A 26,335-nucleotide genomic window follows, 5' to 3' on the forward strand; every position below is an offset into this window, starting at 1 on the left:
CCATGGAAGAGACGTCGAACATCCAGCAGAAGGTTCCGGTCAGCATCCAGGACGAGCTCCGGACGAGCTACCTCGACTACGCGATGAGCGTGATCATCGGCCGCGCGATCCCGGACGTGCGCGACGGCCTGAAGCCGGTGCACCGCCGGATCCTCTACTCGATGAACGAGCAGAAGATCGGCCCCACCGGCTCGCACAAGAAGTGCGCGCGCGTCGTCGGAGACGTCCTCGGCAAGTACCACCCGCACGGCGATCTCGCGGTCTACGACGCGCTCGTCCGGATGGGGCAGACCTTCAGCCTGCGCTACCCGCTCATCGACGGGCAGGGCAACTACGGCTCGGTCGACGGCGACTCGCCCGCGGCCATGCGGTACACGGAGTCGCGCCTGTCGCGGATGGCCGTCGAGCTGCTCGCCGATCTCGACAAGGACACTGTCGACTTCGTCCCGAACTACGACGACTCGGAGCTCGAGCCGAGCGTCCTGCCGGCGAAGTTCCCGCAGCTCCTGGTGAACGGATCCGGCGGCATCGCCGTCGGCATGGCGACGAACATCCCGCCGCACAACCTCGGCGAGATCATCGACGCGACGATCGCCATCATCCGCAACCCCGACATCACCCTGGAGGAGCTGCTCCACCTCGTCCCGGGCCCCGATTTCCCGACCGGCGGCCTCATCTACGGCAAGAGCGGGATCGTGCAGGCGTACACGACCGGCCGCGGCTCGATCACGATGCGCGGGCGCCACCAGGTCGAGAAGACGATGAAGGGCGACCGCGAGCAGATCGTCTTCACCGAGATCCCCTACCAGGTGAACAAGGCCCGGCTGGTCGCGAAGATCGCCGAGTGCATGAAGGAGAAGCGCATCGAGGGGATCAGCGAGGTGCGCGACGAGAGCGACCGCGAGGGGATGCGGATCGTCATCGAGCTGAAGAAGGACATCTTCCCGCAGGTGGTCGTCAACCAGCTCTACCGGCTGACGGACCTCCAGGCGACGTTCGGGGTCATCAACCTGTCGATCGCGAACGGGCGCCCCGCGGTGCTGAGCCTGAAGGACACGCTCTCGCACTTCATCGAGCACCGGCGCGAGGTCGTGACGCGGCGCTGTCGGTTCGAGCTCCGGCAGGCCGAGGCGCAGCGCGAGCTCGTCGAGGGGCTCGGGATGGCGACGAGCGACATCGATCGCATCGTCGCGACGATCCGGGCCTCGAGCGATCCGGAGGAGGCGCGGGAGAACCTGCAGAAGCTGCCGCTCCGGGGGCTCGGCGAGTTCCTCCGGCGCGCCGGCCGCCCGGAGCCCGAGTGCGCCGAGGCCGACGGCCGCGGCGACTACTTCCTGTCGGAGCGGCAGGCCAAGGCGATCCTCGAGATGCGGCTGTCGCGCCTGACCGGCCTCGAGCGGGAGAAGCTCGCGAAGGAGTACGGCGAGCTGTCGCAGACCATCGAGCGGCTCCGGGCGATCCTGGCCGACATGGGGCTGCTCATGAATGTGATCGTGATGGAGCTCGAGGAGATCAAGGAGCGCTTCGGCGACAAGCGGCGCACCGAGATCGTCCCGGCCGAGGCCGAGATCCAGATGGAGGACCTGATCCAGGAAGAGGACATGGTCGTGACCATCTCGCACGCCGGCTACCTGAAGCGGACGCCGACCTCGACGTACCGGGCGCAGCGCCGCGGCGGCAAGGGGATGGTGGGGATGGAGGCGCGCGAGGAGGACTGGGTGAGCCAGCTCTTCGTGGCGTCGACGCACTCGTACGTCTTCTTCTTCAGCGACAAGGGCAAGGTCTTCGTCAAGAAGGTCTACGAGATCCCGCAGGCGCCTCGGAACGCGAAGGGCCGGGCGATCGTGAACTTCGTCGGGATGGAGCCGGGGGAGAAGGTCGCGGCGATCACGCCGGTGCCGAGCTTCGACGGCGAGACGTTCGTGGTGACGCTGACCCGCCGCGGGCAGATCAAGAAGACGGCGCTCAACGAGTACGAGAACTACCGGGACAAGGGGATCATCGGCGTGCGGATCGAGGAGGGCGATCAGCTCTTCACGGCGGCGCTCACCGACGGCAAGCGCGAGCTCGTGATCGCGACGCGGAGCGGGATGAGCATTCGCTTCCCCGAGGACCAGGTGCGCCCGACGGGCCGCGCGACGATGGGCGTGAAGGGCATCGAGCTCGACGAGGGCGACGTGGTGGTGGGCCTCGGCGTGAGCGGCGACGGGCGCGACCGGGTGCTCGCGGTGTGCGAGCGCGGATACGGCAAGCAGACGCCGCTCGAGGAGTTCCGGCTCCAGAGCCGCGGCGGCAAGGGCGTCATCCTCATCGACGCGAGCGAGCGGAACGGGCCGGTCGTGGGCGTCGCCATGGTGAGCCCGAGCGACGAGGTGCTGATCGTGACCGATCGCGGGCAGATGATCCGCACCAAGACGAGCGAGATCCGCGAGACGGGGCGCAACGCGCAGGGCGTGCGGATCATGCACGTCGGCCAGGACGAGCGGGTCGTCGCCGTCGAGGCCTTCGCGGCGGACGCGGCCGAGGCCGAGGAGGGCGGGTCGACGCCGCCGGCGGCGGGCGTGGACGGGACCAACGGGGTCGCGGATCACGCGGGCGAGAACGGCAGCAGCGAGGTCAACTAGAGGTCGACCGGGCGGGGAGCTCGGTGGCCAACGAGGCCCGCTAACTCGGTCACGTGCTCGTCGTGGGCGCCCATCGCGACGAGCGCGTCGGCGAGCTGCAGTACATACTCGACGTTCGAGCCGCTCGGGCCGTCCGACGCAAGCACCTGAGCGGCAATCTCGGGGAGCGGCGCAGCGCCCAGGTAGTCGGGGTTATCCGGCGTGGCCAGGTACACGATGGCCGACCGGGCCGCGATCTCCGCGCGCACCGCCGCCCCGTCCGCAAGGTGGAGCGGCACGTCGTGGCGCGCATAGCCGCCCTTCTCGCGGTGGTCCAGCGCGCGGAGCACCTCGTCGAGCTCGGCCTCGGCAACGCGATAGGCCATCCCCCAGCAGCGCGCGCCAGGCGACGGAATCAGCGTGACCACCCGCCCGGGCGCCCCAGGGACGCCCCGATGATCGGTGGACCCCTGCCAGAAGCGGCGGGCCCACCCCGTGATGTACCCGGGCACCATCTGCTCGAAGCGGAAGGCCGGCCGCCAGATCAACGAGCCGTAACCGAAGATCCACGTCTCGCGGTGCACGGGGCGATTGTACCAAACCGCGCCGGCCGTCAGCCGCCGCAGCTCACCCCTCGAGCAGCTCGAACCGGATCCCCGCCGCCTGAAGCCGCTCGATGAGCCGCTCCCCCATCGCGACGACCGGCGTGATGACCCCGGCGCGCGCCGGCAGCCGCTCGCGGTCGAACGCCATGCAGAGCGCCGACTCTGCCACCATCTTGGCCGTCTCCGAGTAACCGGGATCGCCGCCGCTCACCCGCGTCACCACCTTGCGGGACGCGCTCTTCCCCTGGAAGGTCACCTGGAACCAGCTGCGCGCCCGCTCCTCCGCGCTCGGCCCCTCCCCCGGACTCCGCACCTTGCGGAGCAGCTCCCGCGTCGGTCCCACCTTGGCCAGCGCCGTGACCGCGCCGAAGCCGGCGATCCCCATCACGAGCTGCAGCCCGGACTTGACCTGCACGTTGTGGCTGTACTGGAAGTCGGGGCCGTAGGCGTCGAGCTCCCGCGCGCTCCGCAGCACGACGAGCGGATCGATGCTGGGCATCGGGCAGAGCCATGCGCGCAGCCCTTTCTCGTAGTGGATGCGCGTCTTGAGCCCCCGCACCCTGCGCGCCCCGTGCGCGTCCTCGCCGCGCGCGGCGCCCTTCCTTGGGCCGGGGCGCGCCATGATCTCGAGCAGCGACTGCCAGGTGCCGCCGGAGAAGCTGCCGTGCGCGCGCACGATGCCCTCCACCACGATCGGCTCGCCCGCGGGGAGCTTCGTCACCGTGAAGAGCACCCCGAGGTCATGCGGGATGCTGTCGAAGCCGCAGCAGTTGACGATCCGCACGCCCCGCGCGCGGGCAGCCTCGTGGTGGCGCTCGATGAGGCGGTCGACGAACCCGGGCTCGCCGGTGAGATCCGCGTAGTCCGTGCCCGCGCGGATGCACGCCTCGACGAGCGGCTCGCCGAGCGCCGTGTAAGGACCGACCGTCGTGATGACGACGCGCGCCTTCCGGGCCATGCGCTCGAGCGACGCCGCGTCGTCCGACGCCGCCTCGATGACGCCCAGCGAGGAGCACGCCGGATCGATCGCCTCCATCGCCGCCTTCACCTCGGCGAGGCGCCCCGCGTTCCGGCCAGCGATCGCCCAGCGGATGGGCCGCTCTTCTGCGCCGCGGGCAGAGGCGTCCTTGCCCTTGGTGGCGAGATACTCGGCGACGAGGCGACCGGTGAAGCCGGTCGCTCCGAAGACGATCACGTCGTACGCGCGGTCGCTGGTCATGGGGGCAGCCTTGATACCACGACCGCGGGCGGGAACGTCATCGCCGGCACCACGAGAGCGACGGCGGCACCCAGCCGCCGAACGAGCGCTCCAGGTGCTCCGCCACGGCGATCGTCACATGATCGTTGCCGTGGATCGCCGCCACCTGGACGCCGAGCGGCAGCCCCTCGCCGTTGAGGCCCAGCGGCACCTGCGTCGCCGGCATCTCCATGACGTTGAGCACCGCGGTGTATGTCCACTGGAAGGGCGGCAGGAGCGGCGCGTAGTGCCGCGGCGCGGGGCTCGGATAGGACGGGTAGAGCATCACGCCCTGCTCGCCGATGCGCGACACGAGCTCGGCGCGCAGCGCCTTGCCGAGCTCCAGGGCCCGCTCGACGCGCGCCGGCAGCAGCCCGCCGACGTCCTCCAGCAACGCGAGCCCCAGCGCCGGCAGCGTGTGCGTCGAGCGGCGGACCGACCAGCGGGCGAGCTCGCGCGGCAGGCTGACCGGGCGGCCATCACCGAGCAACGCCCGGAACGTGACGCCCCCGGACGTGCCCACCATCGCGGTCCAGATGTCGAGCGCCCGCGCGAGGAGGTCGACCTTCGCCTCGATCACCGTCGCCCCGCAGGCGGCGAGCGCCTCCGCCGCCCTCCGCTGCGCGGCCACGAGATCGGCGCTCACCCGGCGCACCCCGTCGTGCTCGACGGAGAGCACCGTCAGCGTGCCGAGATCGACCGAGGCCGGATCGCCGAGCGGCAGCGGCGCGCAGCCCGGATCGCGCGCGTCGGGGCCGGCGAGGATGCGGAGCACCGGCATGAGATCCTCGGCGCGCCGCGCGATCGGCCCCGTCGTCATGAAGCGGAGCCCTCGCTCGCCCGGCAGCGGGAACTGGCCCGAGGTCGGCACGAGCCCGCCGGTCGGCTTGTGGCCGAAGACGCCGTTGAAGAACGCGGGCATGCGGATGGATCCGCCGATGTCCGAGCCGAGCCCGACCGGCGCGCCGCCCGCGCCGACCACCGCGGCCTCCCCGCCCGAGCTGCCGCCCGCGGTGCGCGCCGGGTCGTAGGGGTTGTTCGTCCGGCCGTAGAGCCGGTTGTTCGTCTCCATCCACATGCAGAGCTCCGACACGTTGGTGACGCCGAGCGGGATGAAGCCGGCCGCGCGCAGGCGCGTGACCGTCACGGCGTCCTCCTCCGCGCGCACGCCGGCGCGTGCGACGAGCCCGGCGGAGTTCGGCATGCCGGCGACGGCGAAGCTCTCCTTGATGGAGCACGGGACGCCGAGGAACGGCGGCGCGCCCGCGGCCCCGCGTTGTTCGAGGAGGGCATCGGCCGCGCGCGCCTCGGCGCGGGCGGCCTCGAACCGGTCCGCCACCATCGCGTTGAGCGTCGGGTTCACGCGCTCGATGTGCCGGATATGGGCCTCCACGACCTCGGCCGACGTCACGGCGCGTTCGCGGATCAGCGCGGCGAGCCGGGTCGCGGAGAGCAGGAGCAGCGGATCTCGTGACAGCATGCGTGCGACCGAGGATCAGGCTCGGGACGACGACCCAGGTCAAGGGTCCGCCACCCCGGGTCCGTCGATCGCCCCCGCCCCATCCCGGGCGCGAGACGCGCGCGGCCCTCGCCGGGCGTCCTCTTGGACGCCGGAGGCGCGAGCCGCCTACTCCTCCGCGGCCTGCTCCGCGCCCGCGGCCTGCTCCGTACCCGCGCGCTGCACCCGCGCGGCGGCGACCGCGCGCGCCCGCGCTCGCTGCGGGAAGGCCCACCGCACCGCCCCGGTGACCAGCCAGTCGACCGCCCCCCGGTCATCGACCTGGACGCCGGGATCGACGTACACCTGCACCCGTTCGCTGAGCTCTGCGCCGACCTCCAGCACGCTCGTCGACACGACGCGGTGCGCTCCGCGGTGGTCGATCGAGAACGCCTGGTCCGGGCTCACCCAGAACCCGTGCGGCAGCTCGATGATCGCGAATTCCCTGATCGTCGACTTCTGGATGGCGTTCCGCCCCGGGTCGCCGCCGAACGACACCGCGTGCTGCAGCTGGGCCCCGAGCCGCGCGGGCCGCGCCACGCGGACGTACGCCTGGACGAGGGGCGCCACCTGGTTCTTTCCCGCGCCGAGCGCGCGCTTCGTCGCCGAGTCGAGGAGGAGATCCGTGCCCAGGACCAGCGCGAACCGCGGCGTGCCCACCACGCGGACGAGCGGCCGGATCAGGATGTCGCCGAGCCCCACGTCGCGCTGGCCCTCGATGTCGCCCGCGTACGCGAGCGGCAGGTCTGCGCGCAGCGAGAACGTCCTGGTGAACGCGTAGTCCCCCCGGAGCACCGCTGCGTTGAAGAAGCCGTTCTTGCCGCTCGAGTAATCGTTCCGGAGCTCGAGGAACGTGCTGAAGTTGGCGGCCGCCCTCGGTTGCGTCCGGGGCGCCGCAGCGGCGGGCCGCTCCGGCGCAGCAGGTGGCTGCGCAGGCGGCGCGGGTGGAAGCGACGGCCGCGCGGGCTGTGCACCGGCGAGCGCCGTGGGATCCCCTGGCTGCGCAGGATCGGCGCGGGCCGCGGCGGCGCCGCTCAGCGCGAGGAGCCCGACCGTGCCGAGCGAGGCCACGCGGCGGCGCTGCAGACCCCAGGGCGAGACCGTTCGATCGGCAGGGCGCGCCTGCGCGACGCGATGCGCTTGCATGCCGGGTTCATGGGTGTGTCGCGCGATCTGGCGGCAGTCAGTTCAAGACAGCAGTCTGCACTTCGGCGGCGCATGAGCCGACGTCCGGTGTTTGCGCACCTCTCCCCGGCACCCCAGCATTCCTGGCCGCGCCCTCGCTTGCGCGCGCGCCACGCGACGCGCTCGGCGCGCCTCGCTCGACTCGCCCGGCGTCGCGCTCGAGTGACGCATCCGTGCACATCGAGCGCAGTGAATCGCCGTTCGAGACACCGCAGACCAAGCTCCCGGACAGCGCCGGTCCGTGCTGAACATCACGCGGTTCACGTGCGCGCGCTCGAACAAAAAACTGCACGAAATGCCGCAGAAACAAGCGATCTGTAAAGAAACAACTTGACGCGACGCAGCAGCTCTGTAGGGTAGAAGCATCTACGCCATGCAGAAGCCGATGTGCACCGCCAGCGCCCACGCCTCCGGCGATGGGACCCTCGCTGAGAAGGTTGTGCACCGTGCTTCGTTGGCGTCCTCGACGGCGCGTTCGTTCGTCGTCGTCGAAGGCGGCGTGTCCGTCGGGCTCCTAGCGGGCCTAGCCATTCCTGCGCTCATCAGCCTAGTTGACGTCGTCGGGCTGATTCGCGTCGGGAACGGGTGCGGGCCGCCGCTCTGAGCTGAAACAGCATGGAGATAGGCCCCCGCACCGAGATGGTCCGGGGGCTTTCGTTTTTTTCGGCCTGAGGGTTCACGGAGAGCAGCCGTCGTCGAAGGAGGATCAGGTGAGCAAGGAACATTCGAGGAAAAATCGGGAGGACGCCTCAATCGAGGCCGTCGGCCAGCGCATCGCGGAGCTCGCCGAGCTCGTCGCCGCGGGATGTGGGGTGCCCGTCGCGTCGAGCGCCGTGCGAGAGGAGTTCGAGGCGCTCGTCGACGAGATCCGCGCCCGAGCCAGCGGGGGCGCCGTCCGCGCGCCCCAGCGCTCCTCGACGCACCTCAAGGGCGCGCGCCCGCACGGCGACGCCGCGGAGGCATCGTTCGAGTTCCATGCTGACCCGCCCTCCGCGCGCTCCAACGTGGACCAGCGCGCTGATCTGCGCGCCAAGCCGGCGAGCGCACCGGGCAGCTCGCGCGTCGTGTCGCTCGACGACGCGCGCAGGGTGCTCGACGCGATCCGCCGCGAGGAGAGCAGCGGCGACGGCCCTCGGGAGGATCTGCAGCGCGCGATCGCCTAAGTTGCTGAGCCTCTGAGAAACGGCGGAACCCCGCGGCCAAGGCGCCCCCATGCGCCCCACCTTCACCCGCGTGACTCGATGGAGTCGGGAATTATGAAACGAACCGGTGCACAGATTATCTGGGAAGTCCTCGTCCGCGAAGGCGTGGACGTGGTCTTTGGCTATCCGGGCGGCGCGATCATGCCCGCCTACGACACGATCCTCGGTTACCCGATCCGCCATGTGCTCGTCCGGCACGAGCAGGGCGCGGCGCACATGGCGGACGGGTACGCCCGCGCCTCGGGCAAGGTCGGCGTGTGCGTCGCCACCTCGGGGCCGGGCGCGACGAACCTCGTCACCGGGATCGCGACGGCGATGCTCGACTCCTCGCCGATCGTCTGTATCACCGGGCAGGTGTCCTCCAAGCTGCTCGGGACCGACGCGTTCCAGGAGACGGACATCACGGGCGTCACCCTGCCCATCACCAAGCACAACTACCTCGTGACCGACGTGGAGGACATCGCCCCCGCCCTCCGCGAGGCGTTCTACATCGCGCGCTCGGGCCGCCCGGGCCCCGTGCTCGTGGACATCACCAAGGACGCCCAGCAGGCGTCGATCGAATTCGAGCCGCCGAAGGGCGAGGTCCGCTTGCCCGGCTACCGCCCCTCGCAGCACGCCGTCCAGACGGACATCGAGAAGGCGATCGACCTCATCGACGAGGCCGAGCGGCCGCTCATCCTGGCCGGTCAGGGCATCGTCAGGGCCGAGGCGACGCGCGAGCTCCTCGCCTTCGTGGAGAAGACGGGGATCCCCGTCGCCTCCACGCTGCTCGGCCTCGGCGGCTTCCCGGCGAAGCACCCCCTCAGCCTCGGCATGATGGGGATGCACGGCGAGGCGTGGGTGAACAACGCTATCCAGGAGGCCGACCTCCTCATCGCGCTCGGGATGCGCTTCGACGACCGCGTGACCGGCAACCTCAAGACCTACGCCGTCAAGGCGAAGAAGATCCACGTCGAGATCGACCGGTCCGAGATCAACAAGAATGTCAAGGTCGATGTCGGCCTCGTCGGCGACGTCCGGGACACGCTGCTGTCGCTCATCCCCGGGTGCAAGCAGCGCAACCGCGGCCCGTGGGTCGACCGCATCAACCTGTTGAAGGGCGACTCGGCGGTCCGTGACATTCAACAATTGCCGTACAACGACAAATTGTACGCCGCGCACGTGATGCACGACCTCTGGCGGCTCACCGACGGCAAGGCGCTTGTGGTAACCGACGTCGGCCAGCACCAGATGTGGGAAGCGCAGTACTACAAGCACGATTACCCGCGGAAGCTCATCACCTCCGGCGGGCTCGGCACGATGGGCTTCTCCCTGCCGGCGGCGATCGGCGCGCGCTTCGCGAAGCCGGAGGATGAGATCTGGGTGGTCGTGGGCGACGGCGGCTTCCAGATGACCGCGTGCGAGCTCTCGACCTGCGCGCAGGAGGGGCTCAAGGTCCACGTGGCCGTCATCAACAACGGCTACCTCGGCATGGTGCGGCAGTGGCAGGAGTTCTTCTACAACCGGCGCTACTCGGCGACCCCGATGCGCAGCCCGGATTTCGTGAAGCTCGCCGAGGCCCACGGGCTGACCGGCATCCGCGTCACGAAGCGCGAGGAGATCGCCGGGGCCGTGGAGCGCGCCCGCGCCACGCCCGGCACCGTGGTCGTCGACTTCCGTGTGGAGCAGGAGGATAGCGTCTATCCGATGGTCCCCGCCGGCGCCGACCTCAACGACATGATCCGGCGCCCGAGCCCCATCGTGGAGACCGGGGAGGACCCGTGAACGCGCCAGCAGACCCACGCGCCCTGGGCGCGCGCTCCAGCGTGAGCGTGCGCCCGTCGGACGGGCGGGGCGCGCCCGAGCGCGCCGCGGCCGGAGCCGGGCGCACCATAGACAAGAGGGACTTTCAAGAGGCATCCATGGATCGACCCATCCTGCGCACGTTCATCGCCTACGTCGAAGACCGCCCCGGCGTGCTCAACCGCGTCGCGTCCCTCTTCCGGCGGCGCGCCTACAACATCGAGTCGCTGAGCGTCGGGCGCACCCACATCGCCGGGATCTCGCGCCTGACCCTGGTCCTCGAGGCGGACGAGGACGGGGCGCGGCGCCTGGAGGCGAACCTCTACAAGCTGGTCAACACCCTCTGGGTCCGGGACGTCACCCACACCGCCTCGGTCGCGCGCGATCTCGCGCTCATCAAGGTGAAGGCAGACGCGACGAGCCGGGCGCAGGTGCTCCAGCTCTGCGAGGTGTTCCGCGCGCGCACCGTCGATGTCGCCCCCGAGGCGCTGACCATCGAGATCACCGGGACCGGCGACAAGATCGAGGGCCTGCTCGAGGTGCTCCGCCCGTTCGGGATCATCGAGATGGTGCGGACCGGGATGATCGTGATGACCCGCGGCGCCGAGGAGGCCGAGGCCAGGTTCGACTCGATCCCCGTGCGCACCGCCGAGAACGGCGCCTCCTGACGGTATGACGACGGTGTAGCGACGGTGTAAAGAGCGCGCGCGACACGTGAACGACGTGAAGGACGGGAGCCGCGAGGTGCGGGTCCCGGTTGTAAGGAGAGAGAGATGGCTAAGATTTTTTACGATAACGACGCGGATCTTTCGCTCATCCAGAGCAAGAAGGTCGCGATCGTGGGCTATGGCTCCCAGGGGCACGCGCACGCGCTGAACCTGCGCGACAGCGGCGTCACGGTGATCGTCGCCCTGCCCGAGGGCAGCAAGAGCCGGCCCAAGGCGCAGGCCGCGGGGCTGCAGGTGGCCACGGTGTCCGAGGCCGCGAAGGCCGCCGACGTCATCATGATCCTCGCCCCCGACACGTCGCAGGCGCGCATCTACAACGAGCAGATCGCGCCGCACCTCGGCCCGGGCAAGACGCTCATGTTCGCGCACGGGTTCAACATCCGCTTCAACACGATCACGCCCCCCCCGTCGGTCGACGTGTCGATGATCGCCCCGAAGGGCCCCGGCCACCGGGTGCGCGAGACGTTCGAGGCCGGCGGCGGCGTCCCGGCCCTCCTCGCCGTCCACCAGGACGCGAGCGGCAAGGCGGAGGCCCAGGCGCTCGCCTACGCGAAGGGCATCGGCGCGACGCGCGCCGGGGTGCTCCTCACGACGTTCGCGGAGGAGACCGAGACCGACCTCTTCGGCGAGCAGGCGGTGCTCTGCGGCGGCGCGAGCGAGCTCGTGAAGGCCGGCTTCGAGACGCTCGTCAACGCCGGCTACCAGCCGGAGATCGCGTACTTCGAGTGTCTGCACGAGCTCAAGCTCATCGTCGACCTCATGTACCGCGGCGGCCTCAACTACATGCGGTACTCGATCAGCGACACCGCCGAGCACGGCGACTACGTGTCGGGCCCGCGGGTCATCACCGACAAGACGCGCGAGGAGATGAAGCGCATCCTCGCCGAGATCCAGAGCGGCGAGTTCGCGCGCAAGTGGATCGCGGAGAACGAGGCGGGCCGGCCGAAGTTCGAGGCGACGCGGGCGAAGGAGCGGGAGCAGCGGCTCGAGATCGTGGGCGCCAACCTGCGCAAGATGATGCCGTTCATCGATCCCGTCACCATCAAGCCCGGCGACTGAGCCTCTCCACTCGTGGGAGGCGGCGGAGAACACCATGCCTGAGATCATTGCGAATCAAGCGATGCCCCCGTCCGATTACGTCCGCATCTTCGACACGACGCTGCGCGACGGCGAGCAGTCGCCGGGCGCGACGATGACATCGTCGGAGAAGCTCGAGATCGCGCTCGCGCTGGCGAAGCTCGGCGTCGACGTCATCGAGACGGGCTTCCCCGCCGCTTCCCCCGACGATCTGCTCGCCGTCCAGACGATCGCCGAGCGCGTGGGCGCGGCCGCGGTCCCCGGCCGCCCCGCCGCGACCCCGCCGATCATCTGCGCCCTCGCCCGCGCCACCAAGGTCGACATCGACAAGGCGTGGGAGGGCGTCGCCCGGGCCGCGCACCCCCGGATCCACACCTTCCTCGCCACGAGCGACATCCACCTCAAGCACAAGCTCCGGATGACCCGGGCGGAGGTGCTCGACCGCGTGCGGGCCATGGTCGCGTACGCGCGCGACATGTGCGCCGACGTGGAGTTCAGCCCCGAGGACGCCGGCCGGAGCGAGCCGGAGTTCCTCTACCAGGTGCTCGAGGCCGCGATCGCCGCCGGGGCAACCACGCTCAACATCCCGGACACCGTCGGGTACACCATCCCGAGCGAGTTCGGCGCGCTCATCGCGGGGATCCGCAAGAACGTCCCGGGGATCGACCGCGCCATCGTCTCGGTCCACTGCCATAACGACCTCGGGCTCGCGACGGCCAACGCGCTGGAGGGCATCCGCGCGGGCGCGCGCCAGGCCGAGGTGACCATCAACGGCATCGGCGAGCGCGCCGGCAACACCGCGCTCGAGGAGATCGTCATGGCGCTCGCCACGCGCCGGGCCGTCTTCGGGCTGCGCACCGGGATCGACACGACCCAGATCGCCACCGTGAGCCGCCTCGTCAGCGCGGCCACGGGCTTCAACGTCCAGCCGAACAAGGCGATCGTCGGCGCCAACGCCTTCGCGCACGAGTCCGGCATCCACCAGGACGGGATGCTGAAGCACCAGGAGACGTACGAGATCATGCGGCCGGAGATGGTCGGGGTGACGCAGACCCGGCTCGTCCTCGGCAAGCACTCGGGCAGGCACGCGCTCCGCAACCGGCTGGAGGAGCTCGGCTACCACCTCGACGAGGCCCAGCTCGCGGCGGCGTTCGCCAGCTTCAAGGCGCTCGCGGACAAGAAGAAGCACGTCACCGATCCCGACATCGAGGCGATCGTCTCGACCACGCGGGCGCAGGCCGACGATCTCTACACGCTCGACGCGCTCCAGGTCGCCTGCGGGACCACGGGCATGCCCACCGCCACCGTCCGCCTCCGCGGGCCGGACGGGGCGCTGCACGTCCGCGCCGCGATCGGCACCGGGCCGGTGGACGCCGCCTACCGGGCGATCGACGAGATCGTCCGCGTGCCGAGCAGCCTCCTCGAGTTCTCGGTGCACGCGGTGACCGAGGGCATCGACGCGCTCGGCGAGGTGAGCGTCCGCGTCCGGGCGGACGCGACGTCGAGCAAGCGGCACCCGCAGCACGACGCCGCGGCGCGCGTCTTCCACGGCCACGGCGCTGACACCGACATCCTGGTGGCCAGCGCGAAGGCGTACCTCACCGCCCTGAACCGGCTCCTCGCGACCTACGGCGTCGAGCCCAAGGACGACGCGGCGGCGTCAGAGAGCAACCAGAGCGGCCACGGCGCCGCCGTCGAGACCGCGAGGTAGGGCCGTGCGCCGAGCGCAGGAGGCCCCCCAGGGGGGCGACGAGCTCGGCGACCCGATCTCGCTGCACAAGGAAGTCGAACCTTATGAATCCGCCTCATAACGGCGCGGAGCAGGGCGCCCGCCCCTCGGACCGCGTCGACGTCTACGACACAACGCTACGCGACGGCACCCAGCGCGAGGGCATCTCGCTCGCGTGCGAGGACAAGCTGAGCATCGCGCGCCACCTCGACGCGTTCGGCCTGACCTTCATCGAGGGCGGGTGGCCCGGCTCGAACCCGAAGGACGCGCAGTTCTTCGAGCGGGCGAAGGACATCGAGTGGAAGCACGCGAAGATCGCCGCGTTCGGCTCGACGCGCCGGGCCTCGCTGGCCCCCGAGGACGACCCCGGGCTGCGCGCGCTCCTCGCAGCGGGGACGAGCGTCTGCACGATCTTCGGCAAGAGCTCGGTCCAGCACGTGACGGCGGTGCTGCGCACGACGCTCGACGAGAACCTCCGGATGATCGAGGAGACGATCGCCTTCCTGCGCGCGCACGGCCGCCGCGTGATCTACGACGCCGAGCACTTCTTCGACGGGTTCGCGCTCGACCGGTCGTACGCGACCGAGACGCTGCGCGCCGCCGTGCGCGGCGGTGCGGAGGTGGTCACGCTCTGCGACACGAACGGCGGGTCGATGCCCTGGCAGATCGAGGCGGTGGTGGCCGAGATGAAGGCGGCGCTGGGCCACCCGCTCGGCATCCACGCCCACAACGACGGTGAGTGCGCGGTCGCCAACTCGATCGCCGCCGTGCGCGGAGGCGCCCGGCACGTCCAGGGCACCATCAACGGCTACGGCGAGCGCTGCGGGAACGCGAACCTCTGCGCGATCATCCCGAACCTGGAGCTGAAGCTCGGCCTCCGGGCGCTCCCGGACGGGGCGCTCCGCGGGCTCACCGAGCTCTCGCACTACGTCGCCGACGTGGCGAACCTCTCCCCCGACGATCACATGGCCTACGTCGGGCGGAGCGCCTTCGCGCACAAGGGCGGCGTGCACGTCGCGGCGATGCGGCGCGAGCCTGCGTCCTACCAGCACATCGATCCCGCGCTCGTCGGCAACGCAATGCGGACCGTGGTCAGCGAGCTGTCGGGCCGCGGCAACCTCCTCAGCAAGGCCGAGGAGTTCGGGCTCGAGGTGCCGACGGGCGCCGAGGTCGAGGTGCTGGAGCAGATCAAGGAGCGCGAGGCGCGCGGCTCGTCGTTCGAGGCGGCCGAGGCGTCCGTCGCGCTGCTGCTTCGCCGGAGCTCGCCGGGCTACAAGCCGCCGTTCCGGCTGCTCGACTTCAAGGTCATCGCGGGCCAGCGCGAAGGAGTCGGCACCTTCGCCGAGGCGATGATCAAGATCGCGGTCGACGACGAGGTGGTGATCACGGCGGCAGAGGGGTCCGGCCCCGTCAACGCGCTCGACGGCGCGCTCCGCAAGGCGCTCGCGCCCGTGTTCCCGGCCGTGCGTGACATCCAGCTCGTCGACTACAAGGTGCGTATCCTCGACGGGCGCGACGGCACCTCGGCGACGACGCGCGTGCTCATCAACAGCCGCGACGCGCATCGCCAGTGGAGCACCGTCGGCGCGTCGACGAACATCATCGATGCGTCCTGGCATGCGCTCGCGGACGGGATCGAGTATGGGCTCACGCTCGCAGCGAGAGAGCCACAGCAGTACACATCCACGTTGCCTGCCAGCGAGGTCGCATGAAGGCCAATATCGTTCTTTTGCCCGGCGACGGCATCGGCGTCGAAGTGGTCGCCGAAACCCGCGCCACCCTCGACGCTGTCGCCGCCCAGTTCGGCCACAGCTTCAGCTACTCGGAGCACCTCATCGGCGGGTGCGCCATCGACGCGACCGGCACGGCGCTGACGCAGGAGACGCTCGACGCGTGCCGCGCGGCGGATGCCGTCCTGCTCGGCGCCGTCGGCGGCCCCAAGTGGGACAACCCGAGCGCGAGCGTCCGCCCCGAGCAGGGGCTGCTCGCGCTGCGCCAGGGGCTCGGCCTGTACGCCAACCTGCGGCCGATCCGCCTGTTCCCGGAGCTCATCCAGGCCTCTCCCCTCAAGGCGGAGCGGCTCGCGGACGTCGACATCCTGGTCGTCCGTGAGCTGACGGGCGGGCTCTACTTCGGCAAGCCCCGACTCCGCGAGGAGGTGAACGGGCGCCGGCGCGCGGTCGACACGCTCGAGTACACGGACGAGGAGATCCAGCGCGTCGTCGAGCTCGCGTTCCGCCTTGCGGCCTCGCGCAGGCGCCTCGTCACGTCCGTCGACAAGGCGAACGTCCTCGAGTCGTCGCGGCTCTGGCGCACGGTGGCGACCGAGGTCGCCGCCCGCCACCCGGAGATCCGCATCGAGCACCAGCTCGTCGACTCGTGCGCGATGCGGCTCATCACCTCGGCCGCGGCGTTCGACGTCATCGTCACCGAGAACATGTTCGGCGACATCCTGACCGACGAGGCCGCCGTGCTCGCCGGCTCGCTGGGGCTCTGCCCGAGCGCGTCGCTGGGCGATGGGACGCGCGGGGTCTACGAGCCGATCCATGGCTCGGCGCCCGACATCGCCGGCAAGGGGCTCGCCAACCCGATCGGGACGATCCTGAGCGCCGCGATGCTGCTCCGGCACTCGCTGCGGCTCGACAAGGAGGCGGCCGTGCTCGAGCGCGCGGTGGCGCAGGCCATCGCCAGCGGCGCACGGACGGCGGACCTCGGCGGCAAGCTGTCGACCCAGGGGATGGGCGAGGCGGTCCGCGCGAAGCTCGCGGGCTGAACGCTCCCTCCAGGCGGCCTCGGGCGAGCCCCTCACCGGGGCTCGCCGCGCGCAATCTACGGCGCGATCGCTCTCTTCTCGCCCCCTTCCCTGCACGGCCATCGACGTGTGGACACAAGGCCCCTTCGCAGGCCGCTCCTACGCGTTGCTCCCAGGCTGTCCAGTCCACCGCTTTCCTCGCTCGAATCCATCGCTCTTCGCCCCCGACCATCGACCAGGACGGGACGGTATGTGTCGTGGACGGGTCCGATGGTGGCCCTGACGATCTCCTGTGTGAACCGCGGGAGCATGTGCTCCGGAGACGCAGTCGCGCGGATCTCCCCCATCGGCCTTCACGCTGGAGATCCTGGCGGACGACACGATCGCGCGAGCCTTCATGAAGCATCCTTCGCCGCGCGGCGGTCGCTCGCGGTCGACGCCTGGGTGCTCCGCGCCATCCGATCCATCTCCGTTGATCGAGCTGTTCGCGTTCTAGGCACCACTGCCGAAGCCTCATAAGGACAGGCCTTCCCGCGCCCGGTCCTCGTAGCATCGCAGTCCGGCGCGCCTGCGCTCCTCTGCGCTGGCCAGCCAGAGCGATGACGCGGCGTCCGGCGCCCGGGATCTGCGAGGAGCGCGCGCAGCCGCCGGAGCACGTGGGAGGCCGGCGAGCGCCGCGCAGCCGCGGCTCGCGCCCTCCCAGGCAGCCGCGGCTCGCTCTCCCCGGAAGGAGCGCGTGACGCCTCCCTCGCGGCGCGCACGGCCTCGCAGAAAGCGTCCATGGTGTCTCAGGTGTCCTTTATGCGGTAATCGACATCACCTCCCGAACACCACACATGATCGTGCGGCGGGGGATCTCAGGTCCCCGCGTGTCAAAGCTCGTCGCCATGACGGGCGATGACTCCATTCGACATGGATTGATGTGCACAGGAGAACGGGAACATGAGCCAATTGACGAAGTTCGCATCGCTCATCGCCCTCTCGACGGCCCTCTCCGCGGCCGGTTGCATGGCCGAGGCGACGACGTCGGACGCGCCCACCGACGACGTGATGAGCGAGACCGACGAGGCGAAGCAGGCGTTCCAGGCCGAAGAGATGGATTCCGCTGATCAGGAGTCGAGCGCGAATCCGGCGATGGACGAGAGAGCGACGGATCCCGGCGCAGCAAGCGCCAGCGCGCCGGCCCCCGGCGCGCCCGATGTCGGCGCCGCGGACCCCGGCTCGACGAACCCGACTGGCGAGGAGGGCGTCGGCGAGAAGCCCGATGCGGCCCGCTGGTGGGGCGGCGGCTGGGGCTTCCGGCCCTGGGGCTGGGGCGGCGGCTGGGGCTTCCGGCCCTGGGGCTGGGGCGGCGGCTGGGGCTTCCGGCCCTGGGGCTGGGGCGGCGGCTGGGGCTTCCGGCCCTGGGGCTGGGGCGGCGGCTGCGGCTGGGGCGGCTGGGGCGGCGGCTGCGGCTGGTAGGACGCCGCGCTGACACGGTTCGCTTGAGAAGGCCCTGCTGACGCCCGCTCCGCGCCCCCGATGCGGCGCCGCCGCGGCTCGGTCCTCGCCACGGCAAGGCGCCGGCAAGGGGTCATGAGCGGACGATGAAGCGACGGGCCCTCTGACGGGTCGAGGCTCCCTCACGCGGCCGCGGAGGGGCCTCGACCGCCACCGCGGTGCACCCGGATCGCTCGCACGGGTTTGCGAGCGGTCCGGGGTACCCGGGATCGAGCGTCGGCCTCGGCGAGGCTCGGGACGCGGCTTACGGGGAAGCGGGTCCTCGTGTAGCACCACCACGTGACCCCCATGCAGGTGAGATAAAAGTCACGCGCGCGCCGCGACGGTGCGCTGGCTCTATCGAGCGGAGGCGGTCCGCGTCGAGCCCCCGCGCGCCGCGGTGGGGCGCTCGAGCGGCGCTTCCGGGCGGCCGAGCTTCTCCGCGCGCTCGGTCACCCAGAAGCGCTCCGCGTCTGCCGCGGTCCAGGCAGACTCATCGAGCAGCGGGAGGAGCGCATCGAACAGCGCCCGCGCGCTCTGGAAACGGTGGCGCGGGTCCTTGGCGAGGCACCGCAGGACGAGGCGGTCGACCGCGCGAGGGACGGTGGGGCCGCGCCGCACCGACGGCGCGAGGGGCGCCTTCGTCATGTGCGCGACGAAGAGCTGCCCCGACGACGAGCCCTCGAACGGCAGCTCCCCGGTGAGCAGGAAGTAGAGCGTGCCGCCGAGCGAGTAGATGTCGCTGCGCGCATCCGCCCGATCGCCACGACACACCTCCGGCGCCATGTAGGCGGGCGTCCCGCAGAGCATTCCGCTGTTCGTGAGCTCGGCGTCCCGGCCGCCCTCGACCATCCGCGCGACCCCGAAGTCGAGCAGCTTGAGGAAGTCGTGATCGTCGCCAACGCGGGTGACGAAGAGGTTCTGCGGCTTGATGTCCCGGTGGATGATCCCGGCCTCGTGCGCCTCGATGAGCGAGCGGCAGGCCTGCAGGGCGAAGCGCAGGGCGCGCGCCACGGGCATGGGGCCGTAGCTGCGCACGATCGCGGCGAGATCGGCCCCGCGCAGGTGCTCCATGGCGATGTAGTAGATGCCGTCGTCGCTCGCTCCGAAGTCGAAGATCCGGATGGTGTGCGGATCGCTGAGCTTGCTCGCCGCGTGCGCCTCCTGCTCGAAGCGCTTCGGCACCGCCGGGTCCGGCGCGTCCCGCGTCCTCAGGAGCTTGAGGGCGACATCGCGGTGGAGCGTCTCGTCCCACGCGAGCCAGACCTCGCTCATCCCCCCTTTGCCGATCGGCGCCTCGAGCCGGTACCTGCCCAGCTTGCGCGCCTGATACACCTGCTGCTGCGCGGCCCACACGACGTGGCTCGACAGCGCCCCGATCACCCCCGAGGCAGGGACGAAGATGTAATGGCTCGCGGCCGTGAGCAGCGTCGTCGGATCGAGCCACGCCGCCTGGATGGACGGGGAGAAGATCGCGGCGATGCCCATCGTCGCCGGGAAGGCGAGGAACATCGGCGCGGAGGCGAGGAGCGCCTTGCTGAACGGCGCGGGCACGAGCGCCGTGCGGAGCAGCACGACGATGGAGAGCCCGTGCATGTACGCGCTCGTCAGACCGCCGAAATCGAGCGCCATCAACGAGATGAAGATCGCGGCGGTGAGGAACGCGGCCTCGTACCCGAGGAGCACGACGCGCCCCGAGAGCGTCGGGCGCCCCGAGAGCCGGTACACGGCGAGGGAGAGCGCCTGCTCGAGGACGCGCAGGACGATGCAGCGCCACACCGGCGCCGCGGGGTACAGCACGGTCGCCATGAACACGTCGACAAGCGTGAACGCCGGCCATATCCAGAGCGCGACCCGGAAAGCGCGGCGGACCGCGCGACGAACGCTCTCCGCATCGTGGGCGCCCGGCGCGCTGCGCCGCGTGCCGAGCGGGCGAGTCTCGCGCTCTCTGAGCATGCGCGCCGCGGCCGATCGCTCAGCGCGGAGAGCCTCTCGGAGCAGCGCACGTTTCATGGCAATCTCGAGGGTCGCCAGAGCCACGCCGAACGTCAAGCGAGCGTTGTTGGCTTCTCGTGCGGCAGGTTTCCTCGGCCACGATGCCGGGCTGCGCTGCCCGCCGTCTCCCACCCCGGATGTCGTACCAACATGACCGTTCGCCGCCCCACATGCCGTGTTCGTCCGCCGTGCACACACATGCCCGTGAGGTCATGAATCCTGTCAGCGCCTCGGGGGAGCGGCGCGGCGGGACGCCGAGGCGCGGCGAGGTGACCGGGGCGCCTGGGGCTGGGCTCTCGTCGCCTTGGCCGCCGGCCCGCGGCGCGGGTCAGGCGCCAGGCGCCGCTCGCGCCTCGGCGCCGCGGGCTCGAGCTCAGCGGGCCGTCACGCCCCGGGCCGCCGCGGTCGCCCTGGTCAACCGGCCGGATCCATGCTTGAAAGCTCGCCACTGTGCCGCTCTCGCCCGAAAGCTTTCGCCGGCTGTTCGCAAGCCGCCCCGTCGTCCTCGCGCCCATGGAGGACGTGACGGACGCCGTGTTCCGCCGCGTCGGCCGGGAGCTCGGCGCCGAGCTGTGCGTGACGGAGTTCGTCAACGTCGAGGGGCTGCTGCGCGGGTGCAAGACCGCGCGGCGCAAGCTCGCCCTGGCCGACGGCGATCAGCCGACGGCGATCCAGATCTACGGCGCCAACCCGGAGCGCCTCGCCGAGGCCGCGCGCGTCGCCGAGCAGGCCGGACCGGCGTTCCTGGATATCAACTGCGGCTGCTGGGTGCCGAAGATCGCCGGACGAGGCGCGGGCGCGGGCTGGCTCCGCGATCCGGAGGCGATGGTGGCGATGGCCCGCCTCGTGACGCGCTCGGTCGCGCTCCCGGTCACCGTGAAGACGCGCATCGGCTGGGGACCGGAGTCCCATATGCCGATCGTCGACCTCGCGCGCCGCCTCGAGGACACCGGCGTCGCCGCGCTCACGATCCACTGCCGCACGGCCCAGATGGGGCACAGCGGCGCGGCCGACTGGAGCTGGGCCGCCCGGGCGCGCGAGGTCGTGTCCATCCCTGTCGTGGTGAACGGCGACATCAAGACCGCCGACGACGCGGACCGCGCCCTCCGCGAGACGGGCTGCGCCGGCGTGATGGTCGGCCGCGCCGCCATCGACCACCCCTGGATCTTCCGCGAGGCCCGGGCCCTCCTCGACGATGGCGTGCACCTCCCGCCGCCGACGGCCGAGGAGCGGCTCGCCCTGTGCCGCGCGCACCTCATCGCGAACACCGAGGCGCGCGGCGAGCCGCACGGCGTGCGCGTGACCCGGCGCCACCTGACCGGCTATCTCCGCGGCCTCCCCGGCGCGTCGGCCCTCCGGCGCGAGCTGCTCTTCTGCGACAGCCTGTCGGGGTGCCTCGACATCCTCGACAGCGCCGCGCAGCGGCTCGCGGCCTGAGGCGCGGCAGCCTGAGGCGCGGCAGGCCGGCGGCCGCGCCGCCTACATGCCCACGGGCGTCGCGTCGTCGACCGGGGCGGGCTCGCCGTTCTGCGGCTCGGCGCCCGGCGGCGCGCCCATGGGATCGTGCGGCAGGCTCCCGCGGTGCGAGCGGAGCAGCACGTGAGGCGTCGCCAGGAGAAAATTGGAGACGCGGGACGTGTAGATGTCCGCCGAGCGCTCGATCTGCCGGGCCAGGTGGCTCTTGTCGTTGCCCGTGCGGAGGAGCAGCCCCCACCTCGGGTTCAACGTCTCGGCCGAGGCCTTCGCGAGCGGCGCGATCCGCGCGTCGAGCGCCGCGAGGCTCGCCTTGAGCTCGTTCATCTTCGCCTGGATCTCGCCCTCCGTCGCCCCGGCGACCGGCCCGTAGCCGGCGCGCATCCGCTGGAGCTCCAGGCGCAGCCTGGCATAGACGCGCTCCGCGTCCTCCTTCTCCCGCATCCAGAGATCGAGGCGCGCCTCGGCCCCGCGCGCCTCCTCGATCGCGAGGATCTCGTCCTCGAGCTCCCGGATGATGAGCGCCGTCCGCCAACGCAAGGCGCTCTTCGACACATGCACATCCCCATAGATGTGATCGCCGATGTAGAGGATCTCGTCGCCGGACAGCCCCAGGTGGTGCTCGACGAGCCCCGCGTTGCCGCCCAGGTAGTGCCCGCCCACGCGCAACCGGCCGGCCGGGCGCAGGAGGCCGTCCTCCGTGACCACCTCGAAGAGCGGGCTGCGGCTCGAGAAGAACTCCGGCTTCCGCGCGGAGACGATGACCACGTCGAACAGGTCGCGCCACGTCATGCCGCCCGGCAGGAAGCGGTCGAACGCGTAGCTCATCATCGCGCGCGTGTAGACCCACTCCGAGTTCGTGATCAGGACGAGCTTCTTGCCCGCCTCCCGCTGGTCGAGCAGCGTGAGCGGGATCTCCGGATCGAGCAGCACGAACCGGTCCGGATCCCCGATGATCTCGGCCTTCAGCTGCCCCTCCATGTGCGTCGCGTCGAGGCGATCCTTCACGCGGCGATAGAGGTCGCTGTAACCGAGCACCTCGGGAAGCCGGCGCTGATCGAGCAGATCGACCAGCTTCGCGTACATGCACCCCTCCGACAGAGAGAAGAGCGTGTTCAGGAAGACGTAGCGCCCGTCGGCGAGGTCGACGATCGTCCGCGCGTAGGTCGCGCGCTGGGTCTCGAAGTCGATCGGCTTCGTGCCGTGGAAGGCCCGCTTCACGTAGCCGAACCGATTCACCTTGAGCAGATTGCCGAGCTCGGTGTCCAGGATGAGCCCTCGGATCACGAGGTCCGGCTCGAACGTCAGGTCCCCGACCGGCCAACCCTCGCTCTCCAGAAGATGCCGGAGGTGCTCATAGGCCCGACGCTCCCACGCCTCCACCCGGTAGTGGATCAGCGTGTAATCCATGTCGTATCCGATCGCCTTGATCGAACGGAGATTCAGCGTCCGGTTGCAGAAGATCCCCCGCTGCTTGGGCGGCGGGGCGGCGAGGCAATCCAGCTTGTCCATGGTGATCGCCCGGAGAGCGGTCGTGAGGCATACCAGGGACCCACGGCGTTGCCCACCCGGACAATCACCGTCACCCCGCCGTCAGGAGGGCGCGTTCGGCGTGTCGATGTCGTCACCGTCGTGGACGCGCACGCGCGGCCTCAGCGACGCCTGAGCCGGCTCTTCGCGCTCTGCCGCCGATCGATGCTCGTCGCGGGCCGCGCGGACCGCCCGTTCGTCGGCGCTCGCCGGGGGTCGCCGCGGTCGTCCGCCTCCCACCCGTCGTCTTCCTCGTCTTCCTCGTCCTCGTCGTCGAACAGGTCGTCGTCGTCCTCGTCGTCGTCCTCGTCGCGCGCCTCGGCCCGGCGCACCTCGAGCCCGAGCATCGTGAGCGCCTGCTCGAGCGTCAGCGCCGTCTTCACGGCCTCGAGCTCGACCCCCATGGCCTGAAGCGTCATCGCTATCTCGGGGCTCAGCCCGGACAGGATCGTCGGTGTGCCCATGAGCCGCGCGGCGGACGCCAGGTTCGAGAGCACCGCGCACAGGTGGCTATCCATGATCCAGACGGCCGTGAGATCGATGACCAGCCCCTTCGCGCCGCTCTCGTGGATGGCCCGCAGCACCTCGGTGTTCAGCTGCTCCGCGAGGTCATCGGTCACGTCCCCCTGGATGGGCACCAGGATCCGGTCCCACAGGTTGATGATGGGAAGGCGCTTGAGCTCCATGGTCATCCTAAGGTTCGATGTCGGCGATCAAGACCGTTGAGTCATCGTGCGAGCGCCGGTGGCGGCTCATGAGGGCGCGGCAGGCATCCGCGGCCTTCATTCCACGAAACAGCGATAGATCGAAGCGAGGGGAGACCCCGTCGGTGAACACGACGAGCCGGTCGCCCCGCGCGAGCTGCGCATCGAAGATCCGGACCTTGCTGAGCGATGCGCCGAGGATGCCCGGGCTCTGGAGCCACTGCACGCGCGTGCCGTGCGACATCAGCTCGACGTTGCCGATGCCGCAGCCCTGGAGCCGCCCCTCCCGGAAGCGACAGATCATGCCGGCGGCGCCGCGGGTGCCGCGGAGCCGCACGTGGAGGCGATCGATGAGGGCGCGGACGTCCTCGCCGCTCGGCGCGTCAGCGAGCGCCTTGAGCGCGACGTTCGCCGCGGCCGCCGCGTGCTCGCCGTGGCCGAGGGCGTCGATGACCGCGAAGAGGACGCCGTCTTCCCCGGCCCGCACGAACGCGGCGTCGCCGCTCACGAGCTCTCCGTCCTTGGGGAGGATCGCGTACTCCACGGAGAGCTTCACAGGTGGACCTCGATCTCCACCCGCGTGCCCTTCGGCCCCGAGTCGATATGAAAGCGATCGGCCAGCCGCTTGACCCCGATGATGCCGCGCCCCATACCGGTCTTGCTCTTGTAGCGCCCGGCGAGGATCTCCTGCAGGTTCTGGATGCCTGCGCCCTCATCCACGGCGACGATGAGGAAGCGGACCGGGCTGTCGCGCTGCACCGCGAGCTCGATCGTCCCGCCAGGGGTATAATGGACGATATTTCGCGCGAGCTCGCTGACGATGGTCGCGACCTTGTGCGACGTGAAGCTCTTTGCGCCGGCCGCATCGCAAACGGCCTTCGCGCTCAGGCGCGCCTCGCTGATGTCGGCCTCCACGTTGATGACCATGACCTTCGAGCGTCGCGAAGGTCGTTCGCCGCCAATCGCCGAAATTTCCGACCTGAGCCGACCGAGCCGCGTCGGATCCACATAGAGGCGGGCTCGGCGCTCGATGCTCGGAAGGATGTCGGGGAGGTCGTCGAGCGAGAACGCCTCGGGCTGGATCTCCGCCTCCCGCATGGCCCGGAGCAAGACTCCCTCTGCGTTCATCGCCGAGAGATAGCCGAGCAGGACGTTGAGAATCTGTTCGTGCGCGGGAGTCATCCGGAAAGCGCCTGGACCGGCAGGGTACCGGGGCCCCGGGTCCGCGTCGAGTACGCGGCGACGGCATCGCCGGGTTCGCCAGCTGTGAGGCGGAAACCGCCGAGCTCCGACCGGACAGCGCCAGCAGGGCTCGCTCGGTCAATCGTCCGCATCGCGCAGGGCGTCGCCCGGCCCGTGCCCGCGCCGACCGGACGGCCCACGGCCGGCTCCAAGCAACGCCCGTGCCTGGCTGGCCGGCCCACCGAGGTCGCTCAGGCCGGGTAGTACGACGCCTGGCCTTGACGCAGCTCCTCGGTGATCTTGTTCTCCGCAAGGAGCTTCTTGAGCGGCTCCTGGAGCTCCGCCGCAGGGGTCCCCATCGCCAACGCAAGGTCGTCGATCCCTTGCCCAGGCTCGATCTCCACATGGGCGAGCAGCGCCTCGGCGATCTCGTCCCCGGAGCTCCCGGACGACAGGCTCGCGGGGTTCACCGGGCTCGCCGGAGCGGCCTGTTCGGCGATTTTCACGGGGGCCGCTACGGCGGGCGCCGGGGTGCGCGCGGCGCGCGACTTCGGCGCAGCGACGGCCGGACGCGCGCCACCTCCGCTCGTCCGCGGCGCGGCCGCCTTCTTGCGCGGCGCAGCGCGCGTCGGCGTCTTGGGCGACGGGGCGCTGCGGGGAGGCGCGGCCGGGCGGCTCGGCGCCGGAGCGCGCTCGCCCTTCCGGATCGGCTTGGCGGGAGTCGCGGCCGGCCCGGTCGATATCCCAGCGGCGCTGATGTCGACTTGCAGGTACCGCGCGGCGGTCCGGAGAACGTCCTTACGGACCAGCGCTCTCATGCCCTCCAAGAACTCGGCCACGGAAGCGCGAATCTCATTCTCGATCTCGACATCGGATATCACGCAGCCGCCGTCTCATGAATCCCTCGGAATGTCAACGTCTTCCACGCACAGTGGCCCGCACAGGCCGGAGAAACCAGGTGTTCCTGCGCCGGTCGGGGCTCGCGACCGGGCGCCGGATCCCTGGCTGGGGCCGCGCGCGTTCGGTGTGAATTTGCCGTTTTATCAAATGAAATGCTGGCAAGATCTGAAACGCATCGAGAGATCATGTCGGGCCCCTCCGTCCGCACGCATGGGCCTCGCGCTCGGGCAGAGATCGACTCGCCGCTCACGGCCGCGCCAGGGTGGCGGCCCTGTGGGTGTGCTCAAGCAGCCTTGACGGCGCGGAGCGACGCGCGGCGCAACGGGCGGAGCTGCGACGCCGCAAAGGCCGCGCCGAGGGCGAGCCCGCGGAGCGTCAGCCGCATGCGGAGGACGTCGAGATACCCCTCGCGGTGCAGGGCGGTGATCGCCCGGCGAACGTCGGTCCGACGCACCTGAAGGGCCGTGGTCAATGTGTCGAGGGTCACCGTCTTGCCCTCGCTCTGGAGGGCAACCAGCGTCCGGAGAAGATGCGGCGCGAGGTCCTTGTTGGTCATGGCGCGTACCGTAACCGCCTGCTGAACGGCCGTACAGTTTGTCGCGGCGTTTTTCTCCGAGTCGCCTGCGGGGAGCGCTGGAGACGCCCCGAAGGCGACCGTCGTCTATGGTAGGTCC

Annotated in this window: 22 protein-coding genes; 11 read left to right on the forward strand and 11 right to left on the reverse strand. The window is 70.7% G+C overall.

Translation table 11 applies throughout. The features are described 5' to 3' along the window. The first annotated feature begins 2 nt into the window (after nt 1–2). Entirely contained in the window at nt 3–2,624 is a 2,622-nt protein-coding gene (gyrA, locus tag WME73_RS21095; RefSeq protein ID WP_437916880.1) for a DNA gyrase subunit A, read from the forward strand. Here gyrA and WME73_RS21100 read toward each other — a convergent pair. From WME73_RS21100 to WME73_RS21115, 4 genes are all read right to left on the reverse strand, one after another. After that, nucleotides 2,621–3,187 carry a gamma-glutamylcyclotransferase gene (locus WME73_RS21100; RefSeq protein ID WP_437747207.1) on the reverse strand — a complete coding sequence of 189 codons (567 nt, stop codon included), beginning with the start codon at nt 3,185–3,187 and terminating at the stop codon, nt 2,621–2,623. The two genes, gyrA and WME73_RS21100, sit on opposite strands and share 4 nt — an antisense overlap. A 43-nt stretch (nt 3,188–3,230) precedes the next feature. After that, a complete protein-coding gene (locus WME73_RS21105) occupies nt 3,231–4,427 on the reverse strand; it encodes a saccharopine dehydrogenase family protein (RefSeq protein WP_437747208.1) in 1,197 nt (398 codons plus the stop codon). Between the two features lie 37 nt (nt 4,428–4,464). Next, complete coding sequence (locus tag WME73_RS21110) at nt 4,465–5,925, reverse strand: amidase (protein WP_437747209.1); 1,461 nt, start codon at nt 5,923–5,925, stop codon at nt 4,465–4,467. A gap of 147 nt (nt 5,926–6,072) precedes the next feature. Then, nucleotides 6,073–7,089: a hypothetical protein gene (locus WME73_RS21115; protein ID WP_437747210.1), complete on the reverse strand. Its 1,017-nt coding sequence runs from the start codon at nt 7,087–7,089 to the stop codon at nt 6,073–6,075. A 412-nt stretch (nt 7,090–7,501) separates the two neighbouring features. On the opposite strand from WME73_RS21115, the gene WME73_RS21120 reads away from it, so the two are divergent. The 9 genes from WME73_RS21120 (at nt 7,502) to WME73_RS21160 (ending at nt 17,859) form a co-directional block, all read left to right on the forward strand. Next, complete coding sequence (locus WME73_RS21120; protein WP_437747211.1) at nt 7,502–7,732, forward strand: hypothetical protein; 231 nt, start codon at nt 7,502–7,504, stop codon at nt 7,730–7,732. A 106-nt stretch (nt 7,733–7,838) separates the two neighbouring features. Beyond that, the gene (locus WME73_RS21125; RefSeq protein WP_437747212.1) at nt 7,839–8,291 is read left to right on the forward strand and encodes a hypothetical protein; all 453 of its coding nucleotides are present in this window, start codon (nt 7,839–7,841) and stop codon (nt 8,289–8,291) included. Between the two features lie 93 nt (nt 8,292–8,384). Further along, entirely contained in the window at nt 8,385–10,094 is a 1,710-nt protein-coding gene (gene ilvB, locus WME73_RS21130) for a biosynthetic-type acetolactate synthase large subunit (RefSeq protein ID WP_437747213.1), read from the forward strand. Between the two features lie 137 nt (nt 10,095–10,231). Next, complete coding sequence (gene ilvN / locus WME73_RS21135; protein WP_012236361.1) at nt 10,232–10,780, forward strand: acetolactate synthase small subunit; 549 nt, start codon at nt 10,232–10,234, stop codon at nt 10,778–10,780. A 105-nt stretch (nt 10,781–10,885) separates the two neighbouring features. Continuing rightward, entirely contained in the window at nt 10,886–11,899 is a 1,014-nt protein-coding gene (gene ilvC, locus WME73_RS21140) for a ketol-acid reductoisomerase (protein WP_012236362.1), read from the forward strand. A 34-nt stretch (nt 11,900–11,933) separates the two neighbouring features. Continuing rightward, the gene (locus tag WME73_RS21145) at nt 11,934–13,628 is read left to right on the forward strand and encodes a 2-isopropylmalate synthase (protein WP_437747214.1); all 1,695 of its coding nucleotides are present in this window, start codon (nt 11,934–11,936) and stop codon (nt 13,626–13,628) included. Nucleotides 13,629–13,711: 83 nt separating this feature from the next. Continuing rightward, nucleotides 13,712–15,358, forward strand: a complete 1,647-nt coding sequence (gene cimA / locus WME73_RS21150; RefSeq protein ID WP_437747215.1) for a citramalate synthase — start codon at nt 13,712–13,714, stop codon at nt 15,356–15,358. Continuing rightward, on the forward strand, nt 15,355–16,419 hold the full coding sequence (gene leuB / locus WME73_RS21155; protein WP_437747216.1) for a 3-isopropylmalate dehydrogenase: 1,065 nt from the start codon (nt 15,355–15,357) through the stop codon (nt 16,417–16,419). Before cimA ends, leuB begins: the two co-directional genes overlap by 4 nt. Nucleotides 16,420–17,340: 921 nt before the next feature. Then, on the forward strand, nt 17,341–17,859 hold the full coding sequence (locus tag WME73_RS21160; RefSeq protein WP_437916881.1) for a hypothetical protein: 519 nt from the start codon (nt 17,341–17,343) through the stop codon (nt 17,857–17,859). Nucleotides 17,860–18,234: 375 nt separating this feature from the next. Here the strand turns inward: WME73_RS21160 and WME73_RS21165 are convergent, their stop codons facing one another. Then, on the reverse strand, nt 18,235–19,833 hold the full coding sequence (locus tag WME73_RS21165; RefSeq protein WP_437747218.1) for a serine/threonine-protein kinase: 1,599 nt from the start codon (nt 19,831–19,833) through the stop codon (nt 18,235–18,237). A 489-nt stretch (nt 19,834–20,322) separates the two neighbouring features. Between WME73_RS21165 and dusB the strand changes: the two genes are divergently transcribed. Then, nucleotides 20,323–21,309 carry a tRNA dihydrouridine synthase DusB gene (gene dusB / locus WME73_RS21170; protein ID WP_437747219.1) on the forward strand — a complete coding sequence of 329 codons (987 nt, stop codon included), beginning with the start codon at nt 20,323–20,325 and terminating at the stop codon, nt 21,307–21,309. 42 nt (nt 21,310–21,351) lie between these two features. Here the strand turns inward: dusB and WME73_RS21175 are convergent, their stop codons facing one another. From WME73_RS21175 to WME73_RS21200, 6 genes are all read right to left on the reverse strand, one after another. Then, entirely contained in the window at nt 21,352–22,857 is a 1,506-nt protein-coding gene (locus WME73_RS21175) for an HAD-IG family 5'-nucleotidase (protein ID WP_437747220.1), read from the reverse strand. A gap of 140 nt (nt 22,858–22,997) precedes the next feature. Continuing rightward, nucleotides 22,998–23,561 (reverse strand): STAS domain-containing protein, encoded by a 564-nt coding sequence (locus tag WME73_RS21180; RefSeq protein WP_437747221.1) that lies wholly within the window; start codon nt 23,559–23,561, stop codon nt 22,998–23,000. Nucleotides 23,562–23,568: 7 nt separating this feature from the next. Next, nucleotides 23,569–24,135, reverse strand: a complete 567-nt coding sequence (locus tag WME73_RS21185; RefSeq protein WP_272099468.1) for a SpoIIE family protein phosphatase — start codon at nt 24,133–24,135, stop codon at nt 23,569–23,571. After that, the gene (locus WME73_RS21190) at nt 24,132–24,707 is read right to left on the reverse strand and encodes an ATP-binding protein (protein ID WP_437554160.1); all 576 of its coding nucleotides are present in this window, start codon (nt 24,705–24,707) and stop codon (nt 24,132–24,134) included. The genes WME73_RS21185 and WME73_RS21190 overlap by 4 nt, the downstream gene beginning before the upstream one ends. 305 nt (nt 24,708–25,012) lie before the next feature. Then, nucleotides 25,013–25,600, reverse strand: a complete 588-nt coding sequence (locus WME73_RS21195) for a hypothetical protein (RefSeq protein WP_437873117.1) — start codon at nt 25,598–25,600, stop codon at nt 25,013–25,015. A gap of 344 nt (nt 25,601–25,944) precedes the next feature. Continuing rightward, entirely contained in the window at nt 25,945–26,217 is a 273-nt protein-coding gene (locus WME73_RS21200) for a hypothetical protein (RefSeq protein ID WP_437747223.1), read from the reverse strand. Nucleotides 26,218–26,335 lie beyond the last annotated feature (118 nt).

It is taken from the genome of Sorangium sp. So ce302 (assembly GCF_051530145.1).
In the GTDB taxonomy this organism is placed as follows: domain Bacteria; phylum Myxococcota_A; class Polyangia; order Polyangiales; family Polyangiaceae; genus Sorangium; species Sorangium cellulosum_B.